At 75.4% G+C, this 22900-nt stretch carries 19 protein-coding genes and 1 pseudogene; 9 read left to right on the forward strand and 11 right to left on the reverse strand.

All coding sequences use genetic code 11. The features are described from left to right. Positions 1-17: 17 nt before the first annotated feature. The 4 genes from BLS21_RS11715 to BLS21_RS11730 all read right to left on the reverse strand — a co-directional run bounded on the left by BLS21_RS11715 (position 18) and on the right by BLS21_RS11730 (position 3335). Entirely contained in the window at positions 18-572 is a 555-nt protein-coding gene (locus BLS21_RS11715) for a hypothetical protein (RefSeq protein WP_139177085.1), read from the reverse strand. Between the two features lie 83 nt (positions 573-655). Continuing rightward, positions 656-2308, reverse strand: a complete 1653-nt coding sequence (locus tag BLS21_RS11720) for an FAD-binding dehydrogenase (protein ID WP_091218141.1) — start codon at positions 2306-2308, stop codon at positions 656-658. Between the two features lie 86 nt (positions 2309-2394). Then, entirely contained in the window at positions 2395-2901 is a 507-nt protein-coding gene (locus tag BLS21_RS11725) for a hypothetical protein (protein ID WP_091218144.1), read from the reverse strand. 44 nt (positions 2902-2945) lie between these two features. Next, a complete protein-coding gene (locus tag BLS21_RS11730; RefSeq protein ID WP_091218147.1) occupies positions 2946-3335 on the reverse strand; it encodes a hypothetical protein in 390 nt (129 codons plus the stop codon). A 582-nt stretch (positions 3336-3917) separates the two neighbouring features. Here BLS21_RS11730 and BLS21_RS11735 point away from each other — a divergent pair. From BLS21_RS11735 to BLS21_RS11745, 3 genes are all read left to right on the forward strand, one after another. Continuing rightward, entirely contained in the window at positions 3918-5447 is a 1530-nt protein-coding gene (locus tag BLS21_RS11735; RefSeq protein ID WP_091218149.1) for an aspartate aminotransferase family protein, read from the forward strand. Positions 5448-5635: 188 nt separating this feature from the next. Further along, positions 5636-9841, forward strand: coding sequence for a Pls/PosA family non-ribosomal peptide synthetase (locus tag BLS21_RS11740; protein ID WP_217636097.1), 4206 nt, complete (start codon positions 5636-5638; stop codon positions 9839-9841). Between the two features lie 189 nt (positions 9842-10030). Then, complete coding sequence (locus BLS21_RS11745; protein ID WP_175479543.1) at positions 10031-11077, forward strand: M28 family peptidase; 1047 nt, start codon at positions 10031-10033, stop codon at positions 11075-11077. A gap of 46 nt (positions 11078-11123) precedes the next feature. On the opposite strand, the gene BLS21_RS11750 is transcribed toward BLS21_RS11745, so the two are convergent. Both BLS21_RS11750 and BLS21_RS11755 read right to left on the reverse strand, forming a co-directional pair. Further along, positions 11124-12953: an ABC transporter ATP-binding protein gene (locus BLS21_RS11750; protein WP_217636098.1), complete on the reverse strand. Its 1830-nt coding sequence runs from the start codon at positions 12951-12953 to the stop codon at positions 11124-11126. Beyond that, positions 12950-14740 (reverse strand): ABC transporter ATP-binding protein, encoded by a 1791-nt coding sequence (locus tag BLS21_RS11755; protein WP_245700328.1) that lies wholly within the window; start codon positions 14738-14740, stop codon positions 12950-12952. The genes BLS21_RS11750 and BLS21_RS11755 overlap by 4 nt, the downstream gene beginning before the upstream one ends. 103 nt (positions 14741-14843) lie before the next feature. Here BLS21_RS11755 and BLS21_RS11760 point away from each other — a divergent pair, with 103 nt between their 5' ends. Beyond that, positions 14844-15467 (forward strand): TIGR03085 family metal-binding protein, encoded by a 624-nt coding sequence (locus BLS21_RS11760; RefSeq protein ID WP_091218159.1) that lies wholly within the window; start codon positions 14844-14846, stop codon positions 15465-15467. Between the two features lie 57 nt (positions 15468-15524). On the opposite strand, the gene BLS21_RS11765 is transcribed toward BLS21_RS11760, so the two are convergent. The 4 genes from BLS21_RS11765 to priA form a co-directional block, all read right to left on the reverse strand. Beyond that, on the reverse strand, positions 15525-16931 hold the full coding sequence (locus BLS21_RS11765; RefSeq protein ID WP_091218162.1) for an FAD-binding oxidoreductase: 1407 nt from the start codon (positions 16929-16931) through the stop codon (positions 15525-15527). Positions 16932-17031: 100 nt separating this feature from the next. After that, positions 17032-17826: an imidazole glycerol phosphate synthase subunit HisF gene (gene hisF, locus BLS21_RS11770; protein ID WP_091218167.1), complete on the reverse strand. Its 795-nt coding sequence runs from the start codon at positions 17824-17826 to the stop codon at positions 17032-17034. Then, positions 17823-18215, reverse strand: a complete 393-nt coding sequence (locus BLS21_RS11775) for a RidA family protein (protein WP_091218170.1) — start codon at positions 18213-18215, stop codon at positions 17823-17825. Before BLS21_RS11775 ends, hisF begins: the two co-directional genes overlap by 4 nt. After that, the gene (priA, locus tag BLS21_RS11780) at positions 18212-18943 is read right to left on the reverse strand and encodes a bifunctional 1-(5-phosphoribosyl)-5-((5-phosphoribosylamino)methylideneamino)imidazole-4-carboxamide isomerase/phosphoribosylanthranilate isomerase PriA (RefSeq protein ID WP_091218172.1); all 732 of its coding nucleotides are present in this window, start codon (positions 18941-18943) and stop codon (positions 18212-18214) included. The genes BLS21_RS11775 and priA overlap by 4 nt, the downstream gene beginning before the upstream one ends. A 133-nt stretch (positions 18944-19076) precedes the next feature. On the opposite strand from priA, the gene BLS21_RS11785 reads away from it, so the two are divergent. The 3 genes from BLS21_RS11785 to BLS21_RS11795 are packed head-to-tail and all read left to right on the forward strand — an operon-like array spanning position 19077 to position 21513. Further along, positions 19077-19676 (forward strand): nitroreductase family protein, encoded by a 600-nt coding sequence (locus BLS21_RS11785; protein ID WP_091218174.1) that lies wholly within the window; start codon positions 19077-19079, stop codon positions 19674-19676. A gap of 26 nt (positions 19677-19702) precedes the next feature. Beyond that, a complete protein-coding gene (locus BLS21_RS11790) occupies positions 19703-20458 on the forward strand; it encodes an SDR family NAD(P)-dependent oxidoreductase (protein WP_245700331.1) in 756 nt (251 codons plus the stop codon). Positions 20459-20472: 14 nt separating this feature from the next. Beyond that, positions 20473-21513 (forward strand): molybdopterin-dependent oxidoreductase, encoded by a 1041-nt coding sequence (locus BLS21_RS11795; protein WP_091218180.1) that lies wholly within the window; start codon positions 20473-20475, stop codon positions 21511-21513. A gap of 1 nt (position 21514) precedes the next feature. Here the strand turns inward: BLS21_RS11795 and hisH are convergent, their stop codons facing one another. Further along, positions 21515-22153 (reverse strand): imidazole glycerol phosphate synthase subunit HisH, encoded by a 639-nt coding sequence (gene hisH, locus BLS21_RS11800; protein ID WP_091218183.1) that lies wholly within the window; start codon positions 22151-22153, stop codon positions 21515-21517. A gap of 124 nt (positions 22154-22277) precedes the next feature. On the opposite strand from hisH, the gene BLS21_RS25140 reads away from it, so the two are divergent. Both BLS21_RS25140 and BLS21_RS11805 read left to right on the forward strand, forming a co-directional pair. Beyond that, complete coding sequence (locus tag BLS21_RS25140) at positions 22278-22451, forward strand: hypothetical protein (protein WP_175479544.1); 174 nt, start codon at positions 22278-22280, stop codon at positions 22449-22451. 255 nt (positions 22452-22706) lie between these two features. Beyond that, a pseudogene (locus BLS21_RS11805) lies at positions 22707-22900 on the forward strand (endonuclease); the annotation flags it as partial.

The following is a 22900-nucleotide window of genomic DNA, read 5'->3' on the forward strand; positions in this document are numbered from 1 at the left end:
GCGCACCCCCGGCCGGGTCACCGGTGCGGCGCCGTCCCCTCGTCCGGGCTGCTCCGGAACCAGGCGCGCGCGGGCCGGCCCACCGCGAGCCCCAGGGCGACCGCCGGCGCGGCGGCGAAGCCGAGGACGAGGGCGGCCAGCACGCCGGCGCCCTGGTCGAGCACGGCGAGCAGCCGCGCCGCCCAGTAGGCGGCCAGCGACAACTGCAGGGAGAAGGCGGCGACCAGCGTCCAGCGGGCGACGGGGCGGCGGCTGGCGAGCCCCAGGACACCCGCGGTCAGCAGCAGGACGACCGAGGCCAGCTGCACGAGGGAGAGCACGCCCGCCTCGGCGGCCAGGGCCGCGCCGTCGGCCGGGAACCCGGGCTCGCCGGCCGCCATCGAGAACACCGCGCCGAGCAGCTGGAGGTAGGCGGTGGCGAGGGCCACGCCGGCGGCCTGGACGAAGGCGAGCACCGCGGCCGCGATCACCTGCCCGGGCCGCTGCGGCCGGGCGGGGGCCGGCGGCCACGGCTGGGGCCAGGGCTGGGGCCACGGGACCGCGTGGGGAGCGGCCGGGGTCCAGTACGGCATCGTCGTCGGCGGGGGCCCGGCGTAGGGGGCACCGGGCTCGGTCTCCGTCGCCGGGTCCGACCACGGGCTCGGGTGCGACGACGTCACAGCGCGGCCGCGAGCGCCCGGCCGGCGACCCGGCCGCTGAACAGGCAGCCGCCGAGGAAGGTGCCCTCCAGCGAGCGGTAGCCGTGCATGCCGCCCCCGCCGAAGCCCGCCACCTCGCCCGCGGCGTAGAGGCCCGGGAAGACCGCGCCGCCGGGCTGCAGCACGCGGCCGGAGAGGTCGGTCTCCAGCCCGCCGAGGGTCTTGCGGGTGATCAGGTTGAGCCGGACGGCGACCAGCGGGCCGGCCTGGGGGTCGAGCAGCCGGTGCGGTGGCGCCACGCGGATGAGCTTGTCGCCGAGGTAGCTGCGCGCGCCGCGGATCGCGGTCAGCTGCAGGTCCTTGGTGAAGGGGTGGGCGACCTCGCGGTCGCGGGCGACGACCTCGCGCTCGACGTCGGCCAGCCGCAGCTCGGGGGTGCCGCCGGTGACCCGGTTCATCCCGGCGACCAGCTCGGGCAGGGTGCGGGCGACGACGAAGTCCTCCCCCGCGTCGAGGAAGGCCTGGACCGGGGCGGCGACGCCGGCGCGGGCCCGGTTGAGCAGCAGCTTGACGTCCTTGCCCGTGAGGTCGGGGTTCTGCTCGGAGCCCGACAGCGCGAACTCCTTCTCCACGATCTTGTGCGTGGCGACGAACCAGGTGTGCTCGTGGCCGGTCTGCCCGATGTGGGCCAGCGTGCCGAGGGTGTCGAAGCCGGGGAACAGCGGCACCGGCAGCCGCTTGCCGGTCGCGTCCAGCCACAGCGACGAGGGCCCCGGCAGGATCCGGATGCCGTGTCGCTCCCAGACCGGCGAGTGGTTGGCGATGCCCTCGGTGTAGTGCCACATCCGGTCGCGGTTGATCAGGTTCGCGCCGGCGGCCTCGGTGGCCTGCAGCATCCGCCCGTCGACGTGCGCCGGGACCCCGGAGAGGAGTCGTCGCGGCGCGGGGCCGAGGCGGGCGGGCCAGTTCTGCCGAACCAGGTCGTGGTTGCCGCCGATACCGCCGGAGGTGACGACGACGGCCTGCGCCGAGACCTCGAACTCCCCGGCCGCGTCGCGGCTGCTCGCCTCACCACGGGCGACGTCGCTGGGCTCGAGCACGGTGCCGCGGACACCGGTGACCGCGCCGCCGCTGACGACGAGCTCGTCGACGCGGTGCCGGAAGAGCAGCTGCAGCGCCCCGCGGTCGGCGGCGGCCCGGACCCGGCGGGCGAAGGGCTCGACGATGCCCGGGCCGGTGCCCCAGACGATGTGGAAGCGCGGCACGGAGTTGCCGTGGCCCGTGGCGGTGTACCCGCCGCGCTCGGCCCAGCCGACCACCGGGAAGAACCCGATGCCCTGCTGGCGCAGCCACGCGCGCTTCTCCCCCGCGGCGAACTGCAGGTAGGCCTCGGCCCACCGGCGCGGCCAGTGGTCCTCCTCGCGGTCGAAGGAGGCGGTGCCGAACCAGTCCTGCCGGGCCAGCTCGAGCGAGTCGCGCACCCGCAGCCGCCGCTGCTCGGGCGAGTCGACGAGGAACAGCCCGCCGAAGGACCACCAGGCCTGCCCGCCCAGGGACTGCTCGGGCTCCTGGTCGAGCAGCACCACCCGCGTGCCCGCATCGGCCAGCTCCGCGGCGGCGACCAGCCCGGCCAGCCCCGCACCCACCACGACGACGTCGGTGTCGGTCACGTGTCTCCTCGCTGGCGCTCGTCGCCGACGTGATCGGCGATGCCGTGTCCATGCGTGACCTGGCAAGCTCGGTCACGTTCTGCACGCTAGCCGGTGCGCTGCGTCCGGCGGCCCCGGTCCGGGGACCGCGTCGCCCGCGCGGGGCCCGTCCACTCCCGGACCGGGCGACGGACGACGAGCACCAGGCAGCCGAGCGGCCCGACGAGCAGCAGCAGGGTCTGGGCGACCACCGCGCCCAGGCCCAGGACGCCGAACAGGGCGGCGGTGCCCAGCAGGCACAGCACCAGGACGACGCTGACGGCGGCCAGCAGCACCCACGCCCGCGCCCGCCCGAGGACGACGAGCACCGCGCCGGCCAGGGCGAGCACGGCCAGCACCTCGGGGACGGCGACGAACCACGGCGTCCCGACCTCCGGGTCGCGGAGCAGCCAGGCCAGCCACAGGTACTCGGCGGCGACCAGGACGCCGAAGACGGCGGCGAACGGGGCGAGAACCGGCCGTCCGGCCGGCCTCGGCGGGGGTTGCTGCCGGCGGGGCGCCGCCCGCGGCGAGCGACGCGCCGCCACCCGGCTGCGGGAGGACGACGACGCCATGGTCGGCAGCGTAGGTCGGCCGCCGGCGCTCCGGCTGGAGCCGGTCAGCGGGTGCGGCGCGGCCGTCCGGCCACCCAGCGGCGCACCCGCGGGGTGGCCGCCAGGACCGCGGCGAGCACCGGGGCCACCAGGAGCAGCAGCGGCAGGCCCGCGTTCCCGGCGTCCTCGGTGCCGGTGGCCGCCCAGACGACCGCACCGGCCAGCACCGCGACCGGGACGACGGCCAGGACCAGGAGCAGCCAGCTGCGGCGGGCCAGCAGCCACGCCGCGCCGAGGACCTGGACCAACGGGGCGGCGAGCAGCAGGTACGTCCAGGGGTCGGGTCCGGCGTCCGCGGAGAGCCCGCCGAGCGCCACGGCGACGACGGCGAGGAACAGCGTGGGGAGTGCGCCGACGAGGCCGAGGACGCCGGCGGTCAGCGCGAGCGGCGGCATGCGCGCGTCCGGCGGCGGGAGGTCGGCTACCGGACGGCCCCGGTCTCGAGGAGTGGCCACGCTGCGCAGGCTAGGCCCCCCGCCCACCCACCGTCCGCATCCCGCCGCCTTCTCGCCGCCGGTGCACCGCCGGCGGGACGACCGCACGGTGCGACAGGCGGTGAGCACACGCTGTCCCGACACACACCGGTGCTGTTCCGGAACCGGGTCAGGCGCAACGGGGCGTTGACACGTGCGGGTGCGCCCTGAACCGTTGCCCGCCTCCATTAACCATCCGCTGACCGATCCGCAACCATCCGCTGATCAATCCGCCGGACTCATCGCGGAGAGCGTGATGAGGACGCTGTCAGGCAGGGCCGGGCGGCCACGTCGACCACCCCCACGACGTCCGTCCGCCGGCATCGGCCCGCTCCTCACCCGGAGCGCACGGCCTGCTGACAGCGGCCATCACGCGTGGGACGGCTCCCTCGCCGGACCCCACGACCACCCCTGGGGACACACCCGCTCAGCAGCCGTGGACCCACGGACACGCGAAGGACGAGTCGAGCGACGCCCGCATCCCGAGACAGAGGAACCAGGACGATGACCGACACCACGACGCCCCCGATCCGCTCCGACGCCCGATCCGCGGGCTCCGCCCGGCCGACGGACCCACCCACCGCTCTCGCCGCCGTTCCGCCCGGCCTCGCCGACGAGCCACCGCACGTCCGCGGTGAGCTGCCCGGACCCCGGTCGGCTGAGCTGCTCGCCCGCCAGGAGCAGCGCGAGTCCCGCGCTCGCACCTACCCCCGGCACCTCCCGATCGCGATCGCCGAGGCGGCCGGCAGCCACGTCCGCGATCTCGACGGCAACGTGTACATCGACTTCCTCGCGGGAGCAGGCGTGCTCTCCCTGGGCCACAACCACCCGGACCTGGTGCAGGCCGTCGTCGAGCAGCTCGGCCGGCACGTCCACGGACTGGACCTCCCCACGCCGGCGAAGGACGCCTTCACCGACGCCCAGCTGAAGATGCTCCCGGACTCCATGCGTGACCGGATGCGCGTCCACTTCTGCGGCCCCACCGGGGCCAACGCCGTGGACGCGGCCCTCAAGCTGTGCAAGACCGCGACCGGACGAGGCGACGTCATCTCCTTCCAGGGCGGGTTCCACGGCAGCAGCCACGCGGCCATGGCGGTGACCGGCCTGGTCGAGCAGAAGAGCCCGGTCCGCAACGGTGTCCCGGGGATCCACTTCTTCCCGTTCTCCTACTGCGGCCGCTGCCCCGTGGAGCTCACCCCCGACAGGTGCACCACCAACTGCGTGGCGTACCTCGAGCGCGCGCTGACGGACAGCAACGGGGGGATCCCCCTCCCGGCCGCCGTCATCCTCGAGCTGGTCCAGGGCGAGGGCGGCGTCATCCCGGCGACGGTGGACTTCGCCCGGCGGGTCCGGGAACTCACCCGCGCCCTGGACATCCCCCTCGTCGTGGACGAGGTCCAGACGGGGTGTGGCCGGACAGGGACCTGGTACGCCTTCGAGCAGTACGGGATCGAGCCCGACGTCATCGTGACGTCCAAGGGACTCAGCGGCATCGGGCAGCCGGTCGCGCTCATCATCTACGACCGGCGGCTCGACACGTGGGCCCCCGGTGCCCACACCGGCACGTTCCGTGGCAACCAGCTGGCCTTCGCCGCGGGTGCCGAGATGGTCAAGGTCGTACGCCGCGACGGCGTCCTGCAGAACGTGCGCGAGCGCGGTCTGCAGATCGACCGGCTGCTGGCCCCCCTCCAGGAGCTCCCCCACGTCCGGGAGATCCGGGGCGTCGGCCTGATGTGGGGCGTCGAGCTCGCCGATCCCGTGACCGGCCACCCCGCGGGGCAGCTCGCCCGGGACGTCCAGCACCGCGCGCTGCGGCGTGGGCTGATCCTCGAGTGCGGCGGACGGGACGACTGCGTGGTGCGCATGCTGCCCCCGCTGAACGTCACGGCGGAGACCGTCGACCTGGCGTGCGAGATCCTCGCGACCAGCCTGCGCGAGGCGATCGACGGCCTGCCGACCGCGTTCGAGGGCGGTCGCGCTCTCGGCGACGGCGCGAGGATCCCGTCGCCCCGCACCCAGCCGCCCCATCGGTGATGAGAGGGCCGTCGACCGGGGTCGGGCGTCACCGGGCCCCGGAGGTCGGGCGTCACCAGGCCGCGGGAGGCGGGCGTCACCAGGCCCCGGGGGGCGGGCGGCACCCGACCTCGGGGGGCGGGCGGCACCCGACCTCGGGGGGCGGGCGGCACCGGGCGCCGGAGCCGGGGCACGCCCTGCAGCCGGCGGTGGCGCAGCCGACCGGCGGACGCGGGCCGGTGCGGGACGAGGCGGTCCTGGTCGGCGAGCTCGGCCCGGACGGGCACCGTTGGCGGCCCGGGGAACGGCTGGAGCAGGTCTTCGAGCGGCGGGTCGACGCGCTCGTCGCGGCGGGCCGGTCCGACCAGCTGGCCGTCGACGCCGGTGACCGGCGGCTCAGCTACGTCGAGCTCGACGTCCGGGCCAACCGACTGGCCCACCTCCTGCGCCGGCGGGGTGCCGCACCGGGTTCCCGCGTCGCCCTCCTCTGCGACGAACCCGTGGCCACCTACACGGCCCTGCTCGCCGTCCTGAAGGCGGGCGCGGCGTACGTCCCCCTGGACCTGGCCTTCCCCGCCGACCGGATCTCCTACATCGTCGAGGACGCCGGTGTGGGACTCGTCGTGACCACGGCCGGTGCCCGTGGCCGACTCGACGGCCTCCCCGTGCCGGTGCTGTGTCTCGACGACGACGCCGCTGCTCTCGCCGCCGAGGACGGCCGACGCCCCGCGCCGACCGGGACGGAGCCGGACGCCCCCCAGCCGGACGACGGGCTGTGCTACGTCGTGTACACGTCGGGGACGACCGGGCGGCCCAAGGGCGTGATGATCGACCACTCGGCGATCTGCCACTTCGTGGGCGTGGCCGCGGAGGTCTACGGGGTCCGTCCGGACGACCGGGTGTACCAGGGCCTGACGATCGCCTTCGACTTCTCCGTCGAGGAGATCTGGGTGGCCTGGGCGGTCGGCGCGACCCTGGTGCCCCGTCCGCCGGGGGGCAGCCTCCTCGGGGCCGACCTGCACGAGTTCCTCACCGATCGCAGGGTCACCGCCCTGTGCTGCGTGCCCACGTTGCTCGCGACCCTCGACGACGACCTCCCGGCGGTGCGCTTCCTGCTGGTCTCCGGTGAGGCCTGCCCGCGGGACCTGGTCGTGCGCTGGCACCGTCCCGGCCGCCGCTTCCTCAACACCTACGGGCCCACCGAGACGACGGTCACGGCCACCCTCTCGGTCGTCGACCCCGACCGGCCGGTCACCCTCGGCAGCCCTCTGCCCGGGTACTCCGTGACGGTCCTCGACCCCGACGGGGAGGCAGCGCTGCCGCCGGGTCGACTGGGCGAGATCGCCATCGCCGGCATCGGCCTGGCGACGGGCTACCTCAACCGGCCCGACCTCACCGAGCGGGCGTTCGTCCCCGACCGCGTGGGGCTGCCGGACAACCCGTCCGGTCGCCTGTACCGGACCGGCGACCTGGGCTGCATCGTCGACGGCGAGGTGGAGTACCACGGCCGGATCGACACCCAGGTCAAGATCCGCGGCTACCGCATCGAGCTGACCGAGATCGAGTCGGTCCTGCTGCAGCTGCCCGGCGTGGCGCAGGCCGTGGTGTCCACCCACGAGCCGGCGCCGGGAGCGGTGGAGCTCGTCGGCTACTACACGCTGCGCGGCGGGGCGGCGTCGCTGGACGTCGGCGCTGCCTACACCCACCTGCGCGGGCGGTTGCCGATGTACATGGTCCCCGCGTACCTGGAGGAGCTCCCGGTCATCCCGATGACCACGAGCGACAAGGCCGACCGGAAGGCGCTGCCACCACCCCGCGGGCCCCGTCAGCTGGCCGACCAGGGGCCGTACACGGCACCGGAGACCCCGCTCGAGGAGGTCCTCGCGGACTCCGTGGGCTCGGTCCTCGGGCTGTCGGAGGTGTCGGTGACCAGCAACCTGTTCGACGACCTCGGTGCCGACTCGCTCCTCCTGGCGCGGATCTGCGCGAGGATCCGTGAACGCGGCGACCTCCCCGCGGTCGCCACCAAGGACGTCTACCAGCACCCGACGGTCCGCCGGCTCGCCGCCGCCCTGGCCGTGCGGCACGTCCCCGGCCCACCGGCCGCCACCGCGTCCTCGGGGGTACCCGCAGCGACGCCGGCCGCGCGCCACCAGCACGTGGTCTGCGGCGTGCTGCAGTCCCTGGTGTTCCTGGCGTGGGCGTCCCTCATCGGTGCGACCGTGGCGATGAGCAACGAGTGGATCACCCACCCGGAGGGCTTCCTGCCCACCTACGAACGCGCCGTCGTCCTCGGCGGAGCGGTCTTCCTCGGCGCCTGCCTGCTGCCGATCGCCGCCAAGTGGCTCCTCGTCGGCCGGTGGCGGGCGGAGCGGTTCCCCGTGTGGAGCATGAAGTACCTGCGGTTCTGGGTGGTCAAGCGGCTGGTCCGCACGAGCCCGCTCGTGCTGTTCCACGGCTCCCCGCTCACCGTGCTGTACCTCCGGGCGCTCGGTGCCCGCGTGGGGCCCGGGGCGCTGGTGCTCACCTCGCACGTCCCGGTCTGCACGGACCTGGTGACCATCGGCGCCGGAGCCGTGCTCCACAAGAACACCCACCTCAACGGCTACCGAGTGGTGGGCGGGGTCGTCGAGATCGGGCCGGTCAGCATCGGTCGGGACGCCGTCGTCGGCGAGTCGAGCGTGCTGGACGTGCACAGCACCCTCGGAGACGGTGCCGAGCTGGCCCATGCCTCGAGCCTGAACGCGGGGCAGTCGGTCCCGGCCGGGGAACGCTGGCTCGGCACGCCCGCCGAACCGTCGCAGCACCCACCACGCCTGCTGGACGCCGCTCGCTGCGGGCCCGTGCGCCGGGCCGTCTACGGCACCGTGCAGCTGGCGGTGGCGGTGCTCGTCCACACGCCGTTGGTGATCCTGGTGGCCACCTTCGTCCTGCCGGCCGCGGCGCACGACTGGGCGGTCCAGCGCGGCCTCCCCGACCTCCTCTGGCACGGGGTGTGGACGTCCTCGGTGGTCTTCTGGGGCGTCGTCGTCGGGAGCATGCTGCTGGCGGTGGCGGTCCCGCGCTCGCTGCGGCGCTGCCTGCCACCGGACCGCGTCTTCCGCCTCTACGGGTGGCGCTGGGCGGTCCAGCGCACCGTCGCCCGGGTCACGAACGTGAAGACCCACGCGGCCCTGTTCGGGGACAGCTCGGCGATCGTCCACTGGCTGCGCGGGCTGGGCTGGCACCTCTCCCCCGTCGTGCAGACGGGTTCCAACTTCGGGATGGGGATCGCGCAGGACGTGCCGAGCCTGAGCCTCGTGGGCAGCGGCACGATGGTGTCGGACGGGTTCTCGATGAACAACGCCGAGTTCTCCGGGACCTCCTTCCGGGTGCGGCGCGCGACGGTGGGCGCGCGGTGCTTCGTCGGGAACAACGTCGTCTACCCCGCGGGCGCGCGGACCGGGGAGAACTGCCTGCTGGCCACCAAGGTGCACGTCCCGGTCGACGGGCCGATGCGGCAGGACGTCGGCCTCCTCGGCTCCCCGCCGTTCGAGATCCCACGTTCGGTCGAGCGGGACCGCCTGCCCGACGGCCTGGCCGGGTGGGGATCCCTGAGGGCGGCGCTCCGGGCCAAGGCCTGGTACAACGCCCGGACGGCGGGCCACTTCCTGCTGGTCCGCTGGGTGCCGTTCGTCGTCGTCGTCTCGCTGTGGAACGCCGCGCTGAGCGTGCCGCCGGCCTGGGAGCCGGTCACGGTCGCCGCCGCCCTGGTCGGTGCACCGGTCGTGCTCGTCCTCCACTGGGCGCTGGTCGACCGCGCGTTCCCGCCCCTGCGGCCGCTCTTGTGCTCCATCTACGACCGCCGGTACTGGCGGCACGAGCGGTACTGGAAGGTCCCCGGGTACCTGATCGCCAACGCCTTCAACGGCACGCCGCTCAAGCCCCTCGTCTGGCGAGCGTTCCGGGTCCGGGTCGGCCGCCGGGTCTTCGACGACGGAGGCATCGTCATCGAACGGTCGCTGACGCACATCGGTGACGACTGCACCCTGAACGAGGCGAGCGTCATCCAGGGGCACTCCATGGAGAACGGTGTCTTCAAGACCGACCGCATCGAGATCGGTGCCGGGTGCACGATCGGGCCGGCAGCCTTCGTCCACTACGGCGTCACGATGGGACCCGGCGCCGTCCTGGAGGCCGACGCCTTCCTGATGAAGGGCGAGCAGGTCGGAGCCGGGGAGCGCTGGGCGGGGAACCCGGCCCGTGCGCTCACTGCAGCAGTGGGACCGTCCGCGGCTCCACCGGGAGGTGCGCCCTCGGCCGCCGTGGCCGGGCTCCGCGCCGACCCGGCCCCCCGGATCCCGCCCCCGCGTGGGCGCCCCCTCGGCAACGACCTCCCACCGACGCCACACCGACCGACGACACGGACCGGGTGACCTCCGGTGCGACCGGCCGACGCCGACGGCCGGTCCGACGGACCTGCCCGCGCTCCCGCGCAGCAGGCGCCGTCGCCGCCCACCTTCCCGCTCCGGGGGTACGCCGTGGATGGACAGGACACACACCAGGAGCTCACTTCCCGGCACGGCCGGGAGCGGTCGTCGCGGCAGCGGTCCGCGGGCGAGTCCGTGAGCCGCACCGCCGCTCCCCCACGAGGGGACGCGGAGGCCGGACGGGTCCCGTTCGCGGTGCCCGATCAGCTGCCCGGGACCTCGGTGGAGTCGTGCTCGCCCCTCGGGGACGCCGTCCTGGAACGGCGCCTCCGGGCCACGGCCACCGGCGCGGGCGCCGGCGAGCACCTCTTGGCACTGCAGCGGATCGCCGACGCCAACGGGGGCAACCGCGCCTGTCCCGGCCCCGGGTACGAGGCGAGCGTCCGCCACGTGACCGAGACCCTCCGCGCGGCGGGCTACGACGTCAGCACCCCCGCGTACCCGCTGCCGAAGCGGCGGCGTCGTCGGGACGGCGAGACCTGCTGCCGCAACGTCATCGCCCAGACCCGGACGGGGGACCGGGGACGGGTCGTCGTGCTCGGAGCACACCTGGACTCGGTGAGGAGGGGGCCCGGGATCAACGACAACGGCTCCGGGGTCGCCGCGCTGCTGGAGATCGCCACCCGGCTGGGCGGGTCACCGCCGGTCCGCAGTGCGGTCCGCTTCGCCTTCTGGGGTTCGGAGGAGGACGACCTGGTGGGGTCGACGCACTACGTCGACACGCTGTCCCGCGCGGAACGCGACGACGTCCTGCTGTACCTCAACCTCGACATGCTGGCGTCACCGAACCCCGGGTACTTCGTGCTGGGAGGTGAGGGGAGGTCCCGTGCCGAGCACGGCCCACCCGGCTCGGCGCAGGTGGCGTGCCTCCTGGTGGAGCAGCTCGCCGCGACGGGGGTCGTCGCCAGGACCGTCCCACTGGACCGCGAGTCGGACTACGTCCCGTTCATCGACGCCGGCATCCCGTCCGCCGGCGTCTGGGCCGGGGACAGGGAGACCAAGACCCGCAAGCAGGCCCAGCGCTGGGGCGGGCGCGCCGGCCGTCCGTTCGATCCGCACTACCACACCGAGCGGGACCGGCTCGACACGCTCGACCGCGCCGCCCTGGACCACTTCACCCGCGCCGTGGCGGGGGCGGTCGGCCGCGCCGCCGTCTCGCTCCACACCCGTCCGGGCGCGTAGGCCCTCGTCCCGGACCCGTCCGGGGCGGCCGGCGGATCCCCGGACCTCAGCCGGCCGGCTGGGGCTCCCCTGCCGAGGAGCGCCGCCAGGAGGCGTGCAGCCGCGCGTAGGGACCCTCGGCGTCCACCAGCTCGGCGTGCGAACCGCGCTGGACCACGCGGCCGGCGTCCACGACGAGCACCTCGTCGGCCCGCTCCGCGGTGGAGAGCCGGTGGGCGATGGTGAGCGTCGTCCGGCCGTCGGTGAGCCGGTCGAGCGCGTGCGTCAACCGGCGCTCGGTGGCCGGGTCGACGGCGCTGGTGGCCTCGTCGAGCACCAGCAGGTCGGGGTCGGCGACGTAGGCGCGGGCCACGGCGACCAGCTGCCGCTCCCCCGCCGACAGCGACTCCCCGCGCTGGCCGACCCGCGTGGCCACACCGTCGACCAGCCCCGCCACCCAGTCGCCCAGCCCGAGCTCCTCGAAGGCGGCGCGCACGTCGTCGTCGGAGAGCCCCGGCCGGCCGTAGCGCACGTTGTCGGCGACGGTCGCGTCGAACAGGAAGCCGTCCTGCGGCACCATCACCACCCGCCGGCGCAGCGAGGCGAAGGCGACCCGGTCCAGCGGCACCCACCCGGCGTCGTCGTCGCCGAGCAGCACGCGGCCGCAGGAAGGGTCCATCAGCCGGGTGACCAGCTTGGCGAACGTCGTCTTGCCCGAGCCGGTCTCGCCGACGATGGCCACGCGGCGGCGCGGCGCGATCTCGAGGTCGACGTCCAGGAGCGCCGGGCGCGCACCCGGCGCGTAGCGGAAGGTCACGTGCTCGAAGCGCACGCCCAGCGGCGTGTGCGGCAGCTGCCGCGCGGTGGCCGGGTCGGCGACCGCCGGGTCGCGGACGTCGGGCTCGGTCTCCAGCACGTCGAGCACCCGGCGGAACCCGGCGACGGCGTTCTGCGCCTCGTTGAGCACCTCGCTGGCGGTCTGCACCGGGGAGACGAAGAGCGTGACGAGGAAGAGGAACGCGACCAGGGTGCCGGGGGTGATGTCGCCGTCCAGGCCGAGCAGGACGCCGACGACGACCACCGCGACGTTGGCGACGGCGGCCACGAACTCGCCGCTGACGAAGACCGACGCGGTGACCCGCTGCGCCCGCACCTGGGCCCGGTAGTGCCGGTCGATGGCGCGGTCGAGGCGGGCGGCGGTGCGCTCGCGGATGCCGTAGGCCCGCACCGTCGAGGCGCCGACGACCGACTCCGACACCGCGGCCAGCACGTCGCCGACCCGCTCGCGCACCACGCCGTGGACGACGGCCAGCCGCGCGGCGAAGAAGCGCACGGCGATCGCCAGCGGCACGAAGCACAGCAGCACGACGAGGGTCAGCTGCCAGGAGTAGACGGCCATGACGACGGTGGCCACGATCAGCTGACCGAGGCTGACCACGCCCAGCACGCCGCCCCACTGCATGAACGTGGACAGCTGGTCGACGTCGCTGGTGACCCGGGAGACCAGCGAGCCGCGGCGCTGGGTCTGCTGGTGCAGCACCGAGAGGTCGTGCACGTGCCGGAACGCCCGCACGCGCAGCCCGGCCAGCGCGGTCTCCGTCGTCCGGAACAGCCGGACGTTCATCCGGTAGACCGCGACGACGGTCAGCACCACGACGGCGGCGCAGAGCAGCACGACGTTCCGGACCAGGTCGAGGTCCGGGCCGCCGGGGCCGGCCAGGCCGCGGTCGATGACCTGCTGGACGGCGATCGGCACGACCACCCGCCCGGCGGTGGCGACCAGGGCGAGGGCGAAGGTGGCCGGCAGGCCGCGGCGGAACTCCGGCATCATCCGCAGGCCGCGGCGCAGGGTGGCGAGGGCGCCCTCCTCGCGGTGCTCGGCGACGGCGGTGGTCACGCGGCCACCTCCGTCTGCGCGTAGGCCCGCACCAGCGCGGCGTAGCCGGGCACCTCGGCCAGCAGCTGCTCGTGGCTGCCGCGGGCGAGCACCCGGCCGCCCTCGAGCCAGACGACCTCGTCGGCCAGCGCGATGGTGGCCTGCCGGTAGGCGACCACGACGACGGTCGAGGGCCGCTCGGCACGGTCGGCGGGATGGCCGCGCAGGGCGTCGAGGATGCGCGCCTCGACGGCGGGGTCGACGGCGCTGGTCGCGTCGTCGAGCACCAGCAGCCGGGGACGGCGCACCACCGCGCGGGCCAGCGCGATCCGCTGCCGCTGGCCGCCCGACAGGGTCGCCCCGCGCTCGCCGACCCGGGTGTCCAGACCCTCGGGCAGCCGGCGGACGACGTCGTCGACGGCGGCGACCCGCAGCGCCGCCCACACCTCGTCGTCGGGGACGTCGGCGCCGAGGGTGACGTTGCCGCGCACCGTGTCGTCGAAGAGGAAGGTGCCCTGCGGGACGACCGCCGCCTGGGCGCTGACCTCACCCTCGCGCAGCGCGCGCAGGTCGACGCCGTCGAGCAGCACCTCGCCGGTGCCCGGGTCGACCAGGCGGACCAGCAGCCCGGCCAGGGTCGACTTGCCCGACCCGGTCGGTCCGACGACGGCGACCGTGCTGCCCGGCGCCACGTCGAAGGTGACGCCCGACAGCGTGGGACGGGTCGCTCCCTCGAAGCCGTAGTCGACCCCGCGGACGCCCAGCCCCGCGCCGCCGGTGCCGGCCACGGCGACCTCGGTGCCGTGCGGCGTCTCGCCGGTCGCGTCGAGGACCGGCGTCACCCGGTCGAAGCCGGCCAGGGCGCGCGGCAGGTCGGCCAGCACCCAGCCGATGGCGCGGATCGGCAGCGCCAGCAGCGTGAACAGGTAGGCGATGGAGACCAGTGCGCCGGGGTCGGTGACGCCGTCGGCGACGCGGCCGGCGCCGATGAGCAGCACCGCGAGGGTGCCGAGGTTGGGCAGCGCCTCCATCAGCGGGTCGAACAGCCCGCGCACCCGGCCGACGGCGACCAGCCCGTCGCGCAGCTCCTCGGCGCGCTCGGTGAACCGGCGGGTCTCGACGTCCTCCCGGCCGAGGGTCTTCACGACCAGGGCGGCGTCGAAGCTCTCGTGGGCGATCTCGCTGACCTCGGCGCGCAGCTGCTGGGCGCGCCGCATCCGCGGGCTCATCTCCTGCGAGTAGACGGCGTTGACGACGAACACCAGCGGGAAGACCACCAGGCCGACCAGTGCCAGCCACGGGTCGGTGGCGACCAGCGCGGCCACGGTGATGCCGATCATCACGACCGCGCCGCACGCGAAGGGCAGCGGCGCGACGAAGAACCAGGACGCCTCGACGTCGGAGTTGGCGTTGGACAGCAGCTGCCCCGTCGGGTGGCGCTGGTGCCAGGACAGCGGCAGCCGCAGGTACTGGCCGGTCACCCGGCGGCGGTACTCGGCCTGCAGCCGGTAGCCCATGACGCCGGCGAACAGCCGCCGGCCCAGGATGCCGAGGATCTTCAGGACGGCGACGCCGAGGATGGCGGACGCGGCCAGGGTGAGCGCGCCGGCCGAGGTGACGCCGTCGTCCAGGGCCGGGAGGACGACGCGGTCGGTGACCTCGCCGAGCACGTAGGCGCTGGCGACGGTCATCCCGCCGTAGAGGCTGCTGGCGAGGAAGGCCAGCGTGAACATGCCCGGCTGCTCGACGATCGCGCGCCCGACGTGGCGCATCCCTCGCCGCACGACGGCGTCTCGGCGGCGGGGCACAGGTCTCCTCGGTGGTCGTGCGGGGCGGCGTCCCGACTGTACGTAGTCGCGCCGAGCGGTCGCGCGCTGTTTCCGGAGCCCGCTCCGTCGGTAACCCCGCCCGGTGACCTCCTCTTCCCGGCCGCTGGCCGCGCGCGAGCGTGCGGCGCTCGCCGACCTCCTCGAGGAGCTGGGACCCGACGCGCCCACCCGCTGCGAGGGTTGGACGACCGCCCATCTGGCCGCGCACCTGGTCACCCGGGACCGCCGTCCGGACACCGCGCCCGGCTTCGCCCTGGAGACGACGCCGATCGGGGGGCCGCTCGCCGCCTGGTCCCACCGCGTGGAGGACCGTCTGCGCGGCGGCACCCGTTACGCCGACCTGGTGGCCCGCGTGCGCTCCGGGCCGCCGCGGTGGCTGCCGGCCGCCTGGCCACCGGTGGCCGCGGTGGTCGACACGGCGGAGTACGCCATCCACCACGAGGACGTCCGCCGGGCCCGGCCGGGCTGGTCCCCCCGCGAGCTCCCGCGGGGGGACCAGGACCGGCTCTGGGGCAACGTCGTCCTTTTCGGCCGGGTCGCCGCCGGCCAGGTGCCCGGGGCGCTGGTGCTGCGCCGCAGCGACGCGCCGGGGGTGGAGCGGCGCCACGGCAGCGGCACGCCGGAGACGGTCGTGGAGGGCGAGCCGCTGGAGCTGCTGCTGTGGGCCAGCGGGCGCCAGGACGTCGCCCGCGTGGAGGTGAGCTGACCCCCTCCGCCCCGCCACTCGCAGGCTCGAAGCGGGCCCTGCAGGGAGCCGACGGGGTCAGCCCGCGCGTGGTCGCGGCACCTGCCCCGACGGCGCGATGTTCTGGTTGAGGCAGAACAGGTTGTCCGAGTCGTAGCGGTCCTTGAGCGCGACCAGGCGCGCGTACTTCTCTGGCCCGAACGCGGCGCGGACCCGGTCGGGGCCCTCGTCGCCCAGGAAGTTGAGGTAGGCGCCGGCGGCTGCGTACGGCTTCAGCGCCCCGGCCAGCTCGCGGGTCCAGGCGATGTTCCGCTCGTCGTCGGCCGGGTCGGGCCACATGCTGAGGAAGTGGACGTTCCACGGCGCGTCCCGCAGGTCGAAGGCCGTCGCGTCCGGCGTGACCCGTGCCGGCGCCCCACCACCCGGGACCAGGATGACCTGGGTCAGCGGGGAGGGCACCCCGGCCGTCCGCGTCGCCGCTGCCTCGATCGCCTCGTCGGGCAGCTCCCGCAGGAAGTCCGCCGTCCACCAGTTGCGCATGCCCGCGGGGTAGGCCGTGTCGAGCATCTGCTGGATCGCCGTGTAGGGCATGGGCTGCACCATCGAGACCACCGGTGAGCCGTACTCGAGCAGCGGCCGCAGGACCGTGCGTCCCTCCTCCACGTCGCCGGCGTAGACCACGATCACCCCCACCGCGGGGCGACCCCTGGCCGCCTCGGGGACGAACGGCTCCGGCGGGGCGGAGAGCAGAGCCGCCCCACCGCCGACCTCGTCCGGCGCCTGGGCCATGAACTCGCGGTAGTGGCGGACGACGTCGACGGCGTCCTCGTGCCGGTACAGGAGCATGCCGCCGAGGAGCACCGGGCCCAGCCGGTGGGCGCGGAAGTCGAAGCGGGTGACGACGCCGAAGTTGCCGCCACCACCTCGCAGGGCCCAGAACAGGTCGGGTTCGTGGTCGGCGTCCACCTCGAGGACCTCGCCGGCCGCCGTCACGACCTGGGCGCCGGTCAGGCTGTCGCACGTGTAGCCGAGCTTGCGCTCCACCCAGCCGCTGCCGCTGCCGAGCGTGAGCCCGCCGACCCCGGTCGAGGAGACCCGGCCGCCGGTCACCGCCAGCCCGTGCTCCTGCGTGGCCGCGTCGAACTGGCCCCACGTGGCGCCGCCCTCCGCGCGCACCGAGCCGTCCGACGGCTGCACCTGGACGCGGTTCATCGGCCGCAGGTCGAGCATCAGCCCGGCGTCGCAGACCGCGTGGCCCACCACACCGTGCCCGCCGCCGTGCACGGCCAGCGGCAGGCCCGCGTCGCGCGCGTGCCGCACCGCGGCCACCACGTCGTCGGTGCCGGTGCACCGCGCGATCAGCGCGGGCTCGCGGTCGACCATGCCGTTGAAGACGCGGCGGGCGTCGTCGTAGCCGGGGTCGCCGGGGCGCAGCACCTCGCCCCGGAAGCCGCGGATGCCGGACTGCACGGTCGGGGTGGCCATCGCTGTCTCCTCGAGGGAGGGGAGCAGCCAGGGTCCCACCGGCACGCGGCCCCCGGAGACGGTCGAACGTCCTGGGTGGAGTCGTGCCTCCGGCACCGCCCTACGGCAGCGGGTGGTCGGTCTCCCGGCGGACGGGGACGCCGGCGTCGCCGAGGGCGGCCTTGACGTCGCCGATGCGCAGCTTGCCGAAGTGGAAGACGGTCGCGGCGAGCACCGCGTCGGCGCCGGCCTCGACCGCGGGCGGGAAGTGCGCGGTCTCCCCCGCGCCGCCGCTGGCGATGACCGGCACGGTGACCTCGCGGCGCACCGCCCGGATCAGCTCGAGGTCGAAGCCGGCCTCGGTGCCGTCGGCGTCCATCGAGTTGAGCAGCACCTCGCCGACGCCGAGCTCGGCGGCCCGCACGACCCACTCGACGGCGTCCCGGCCGGTGCCGCGCCGCCCGCCGTGCGTGGTGATCTCGAAGCCGGAGTCGGTGACCGCGCCGTCGCGGGTGCGGCGGGCGTCGAGGGAGAGCACGAGCACCTGGTTGCCGAAGCGGTCGCTGATCTCGCTGATCAGCTCCGGCCGGGCGACGGCGGCGGTGTTGACGGCGACCTTGTCCGCGCCGGCGCGCAGCAGCCGGTCGACGTCGGTCACCGAGCGCACCCCGCCGCCGACGGTGAGCGGGATGAACACGCTCTCCGCGGTCCGGCGGACGACGTCGTAGGTGGTCTCGCGGTCGCCGGAGCTGGCGGTGATGTCGAGGAAGGTGAGCTCGTCGGCGCCCTCGGCGTCGTAGACCCGGGCCATCTCGACCGGGTCGCCGGCGTCGCGCAGGTCGACGAAGTTGACGCCCTTGACGACCCGGCCGGCGTCGACGTCCAGGCACGGGATGACGCGCACCGCGAGCGTCACGCGACCGCCTCCCGGACGGCGTCGGCCTCGATCTCCACCAGCATCGCCGGGTCGAGCAGACTGCTGACCTCGACCATGGCGGTGGCTGGCCGGATGTCGCCGAAGAGCTCGCCATGCACGCGACCGACCTCCTCCCACCGGCTGATGTCGGTGACGTACATCCGGGTGCGGACGACGTCGGCGAGGGTGAAGCCGGCACGCTCGAGGGCGGTCGCGATGGCGGCGATGGCCTGGCGGGTCTGCGCGGCGGCGTCGCCCGGGTGCGCCACGACGCCGTCGACGACCGACGTGCAGCCGCTGACCCAGGCGCTGTCGCCGCGGACGACCACGCGGCTGTAGCCGATCATCGCCTCCCACGGGCCACCGGAGCCGAGCCGGACGACGCTCATGCCGCCTCCCGGGTGACGGCCAGCGCCTCGGGCAGCGTGAAGGCGCCGGCGTACAGCGCCTTGCCCACGATGGCGCCCTCGACGCCGACGGCGGTGAGGCCGGCCAGCGCCCGGATGTCGTCGAGCGAGCTCACGCCGCCGGAGGCGACCACCGGGCGGTCGGTGGCCGCGCAGACCTCGCGGAGCAGGTCGAGGTTCGGGCCGCGCAGCGTGCCGTCCTTGGTGATGTCGGTGACCACGTAGCGCGCGCACCCCTCGGCGTCGAGGCGGGCGAGGGTCTCGTAGAGCTCGCCGCCCTCGCGGGTCCAGCCGCGGGCGGCCAGCCGGGTGCCGCGGACGTCGAGGCCCACGGCGATGCGGTCGCCGTGCTCGGCGATGGCGCGGGCGCACCACTCGGGCGACTCGAGCGCGGCGGTGCCGAGGTTGACCCGGCGGCAGCCGGTGGCCAGGGCCGCGGTCAGCGACTCGTCGTCCCGGATGCCCCCGGAGAGCTCGACGTCGACGTCCAGCTCGCCGACCACGCGGGCCAGGAGCTCGCGGTTGCCGCCCCGGCCGAAGGCGGCGTCGAGGTCGACCAGGTGCACCCACTCCGCGCCGTCCCGCTGCCACTGCAGCGCGGCCTCCAGCGGGTCGCCGTAGGAGGTCTCGCTGCCGGCCTCCCCCTGCACGAGGCGGACGGCCTGGCCGTCGGCGACGTCGACGGCGGGGAGCAGCTGCAGCTTCGGCACGCTCCACAGCCTAGGGACCCCGGGCCGGTGGCCCGCGTCACCGGCCCCGGCGGCCCGGTGGCAGCCCGGCCGCCGTCGATCGCCGTACCGCGGCCGCGGCACCCGGGTCCCGGCGGGGTGGCAGGGTGGCGCGGTGGAGTTCGCTGACGTCGTCCGCCGGCGGCGCATGGTGCGCGACTACGACCCCGACCGGCCGGTGCCACCCGCGGTCCGCGAGCGGCTGCTCGAGCACGCGCTGCGCGCGCCGTCGGCCGGCTTCACCCAGGGCTGGGCGTTCCTGGTGCTGGAGGACGCCGCGGACCGCGACCTGTTCTGGTCGGTGACCACCACCGCCGGCGCCCCGGACGGGTGGCTGACCCGGATGCGGCGCGCACCGCTGCTGGTGGTGCCCCTGTCGTCGAAGGCCGCCTACCTCGAGCGCTACGCCGAGCCGGACAAGGGCTGGACCGACCGTGACGAGGCCCGCTGGCCGGTCCCCTACTGGGACGTCGATGCCGGCATGGCCGCGCTGCTGGTGCTGCTGACCGCCGTCGACGAGGGGCTGGGCGCGTGCTTCTTCGGCGTCCCGGCCGAGCGCGTGGACGCCCTGCGGACGGCGTTCGGCGTCCCGGACACCCACCGGCCGGTCGGCGTGGTGTCGGTCGGCTACCCGGGCGCGGAGGACCGCCGGTCGCCGTCCCTCCGGCGCGGCCGGCGCGGCGTCGAGGAGGTCGTGCACCGCGGGCGGTGGTGACCGGACCCCCTGGTTGACTGCCCGGTGTGAGCGACTCCCGCGCCGTCCTGGTCACCGGTGGTTCCCGCGGCATCGGCCGCGCCATCGCGCACGCCTTCGCCGCCGCGGGCGACCGCGTCGCCGTGCACTGGGGTGCCTCGCGGGAGCGCGCCGAGTCGGTGCTGGCCCAGCTGCCCGGCGACGGGCACGTGCTGGTGCAGGCCGACCTGGCCGACGCCGACGCGGTGGGCCGGATGGTCGACGAGGCCGCGGCCGCGCTGGGCGGGCTCGACGTCCTGGTCAACAACGCCGGGGTCTTCACCGCCCACCCGCCGCTGTCGGTCTCCTACGAGGAGTGGCAGGCGGCCTGGTCCCGGACGCTGGCGGTCAACCTGCTCGGCGCGGCCAACGCCACCTTCCGCGCCGTGCCGCACCTGGTCGCCGCCGGCGGGGGTGCGGTCGTGAACGTCTCCAGCCGCGGCGCGTTCCGCGGCGAGCCGGACACCCCCGCCTACGGCGCGTCGAAGGCCGGGCTCAACGCCTTCGGCCAGTCGATGGCGATCGCGCTGGCCCCGCACGGCATCTCGGTGGGGACCGTGGCCCCGGGCTTCGTGCAGACCGAGATGGCCCGCGAGGTGCTCGACGGACCGGGCGGGGACGCCGTCCGCGCGCAGTCGCCCTACGGCCGGGTGGCCCGCCCGGAGGAGGTCGCCTCGGCGGTGCTGTGGCTGGCGTCGCCGGCGGCGCGGTTCAGCACCGGGACGATCATCGACGTCAACGGGGCCTCCTACCTGCGCAGCTGACGCACACTCGGGCCATGGCCCTGCTCCTGCCCCGCCGTGCGGGCCGGCGCACCAACGTGGGCCTGCTGGCGTTGCTCCTGCTCGCCGGCGGCACCGGCGTGCTGGCGTTCGCGGTCGGGGCGCCCGGCCCGGCGCGGCTGGTGGTCGCGGCGCACGGGGCGGCCGGGCTCGGGCTGCTGCTGCTCGTCCCGTGGAAGGCCCTCGTGGTGCGGCGGGCGTGGCAGCGCCGTCCCGCCGGCAGCGGTGGCGTCTCGCTCGGGGTGGCGACCCTGCTGACGCTGGCCACCGGCGCCCTGCACGCGGGAGGGGGAACCGGGCCGTGGTCCTGGTCGGCCGGCGTCCCGGTGCTGCACGTCCACGTCGCTCTCGGCGTGGCCACCGGCGCCCTGCTCGTCGTCCACGCCTGGGGACGACGGCAGCGACCGCGGGCCACCGATCTCGGCCGGCGCAGCCTGCTGCGGGCCGGTGCGCTGGGTGTCGGCGCGGGAGCGCTGTGGGGCGCCGGCGAGGGGTTGCTGCGGCTGACCGGCGCACCGGGCGCCCAGCGCCGGGCCACGGGTTCCTTTGAGCGCGGCACCGACGACCCGGCGGCCATGCCGGTCACCCAGTGGATCTCCGACGCGGTGCCGGGCTCCCCCGCTGCCGTGCTCGTGCTGGCCGCTCCCGGTCGGCGGGTGCGGGTGCCGGTCGCCGACCTCGACCAGGGGGACGTCGTCCGTGCGGCGCTCGACTGCACCGGCGGGTGGTACGCCGTCCAGGACTGGCGCGGCGTCCGCCTGGACCGGCTGCTCGCCTCGCTGGACCGGGAGCTCCCGGACGGCGGCAGCGTCGACGTCGTCTCGGTGACCGGGTTCCGGCGCCGGCTGCCGCTGTCCGAGGCGGGCGGGCTGCTGCTGGCCACCCACGCCGCGGGCCGGCCGCTGTCGCCGGGACACGGCGCACCGGTTCGGCTCGTCGCCCCGGGACGGCGGGGCTTCTGGTGGGTGAAGTGGGTGGCGCGGGTGGAGGTCGTCGACGCGCCGTGGTGGCTGCAGTCGCCGTTCCCGCTGCAGTGACTCAGCTCAGGGTCTGCAACCAGTTGGTGAGCAGCTGGGCGCCGGCGTCCCCGGACTTCTCCGGGTGGAACTGGGTGGCCGACAGCGCGCCGTTCTCGACCCCGGCGACGAACCGGTCGCCGTGCTCGGCCCAGGTGACCAGCGGAGCGGCCAGCGGGGACGGCGCCCCCTCGGTGCCCAGCGGGAAGGAGCGCACCCCGTAGGAGTGCACGAAGTAGAAGCGCTGGTCCTCGAGCCCGTCGAACAGCACCGTCTTCGCGGGCGCCTGCACGGTGTTCCAGCCCATGTGCGGCAGCACCGGCGCCTGCAGCTGCTCGACCACCCCGGGCCACTCGCCGCAGCCCTCGGCGTCCTGACCGTGCTCGACGCCCCGCTCGAAGAGCACCTGCATCCCCACGCACACGCCCAGCACCGGCCGGCCGCCGGCCAGGCGGCGGCCGATCACCCGCGGCCCGTCGACGGCCTTGAGACCCGCCATGCACGCCGCGAAGGCGCCGACCCCGGGGACGACCAGGCCGTCGGCCTCCAGGGCGGCGTGCGGGTCGGCGGTCACCGTGACGTCGGCACCGACGCGGGTCAGCGCGCGTTCGGCCGAGCGGAGGTTGCCCGAGCCGTAGTCCAGGACGACGACCTTCTTCACGGTTGCCACGGTACGTGGGAGCAGCCGCGCGCCCGGCGGGATTCCCGCAGGTGGGGTGGCGGACGTCGCACGCGCGGGTCTGGTGTGGGCCTCGCGTCGGCCCGGTCGGGAGGAGGGTGGCTCGGTGGAGCGCCACGAGCACCACCCGCTGTCTCCCGCGGGAGAGGTCGACCAGTGGGGCGACCTGGCAGCCGGGCTCCGTCACGACCGGGCCGGCAGGCGCGAGGCCCTCCGCATGCTGCTCGCTCCCGCGGTCGTCTCACTCCTCGCGACCGGCCTGGTCGCGCTGCTGGCGTGAGCACGTCGGCAGCCGGTCCCCTGTGCGTGCGGGGATGCCCGCCGCCGGGATGCCCGTGGCCTGCTCCCCTGTGCGGCCGACGGACCCTCGCCCGTCCTCCGCACCCTCCGGACTCAGCCTGACCGCGCACTCCGCCATGGGGTGTCAAGGACACTCGAACATCTGTGGATAACCCTCTGAGCTGCGGATTCGTGCTGCGGCGACGCCCTCGACCGGCTAGACTTCGAACAGCTGATCGAACCGGTGGGAGGTGTCGTGGACGACCTGCTCGCCTCCCTCGACGCCTTGGCCGCCGAGGACCTGGCGCCGTTGTTCGGCCCGGCGCTGCTGGAGCGGCTGGGCCCGCTGCTGGTGGCGCAGAACCGGCTCGCCGCCGAGGTCGCCCGCACGGTGCGGGAGGCCGAGGTGTCCGGTGCCGCGGAGGTCGACGGGCTGAGGTCCATGGCCTC

Source organism: Geodermatophilus siccatus, from assembly GCF_900103785.1.
Taxonomy (GTDB): domain Bacteria; phylum Actinomycetota; class Actinomycetes; order Mycobacteriales; family Geodermatophilaceae; genus Geodermatophilus; species Geodermatophilus siccatus.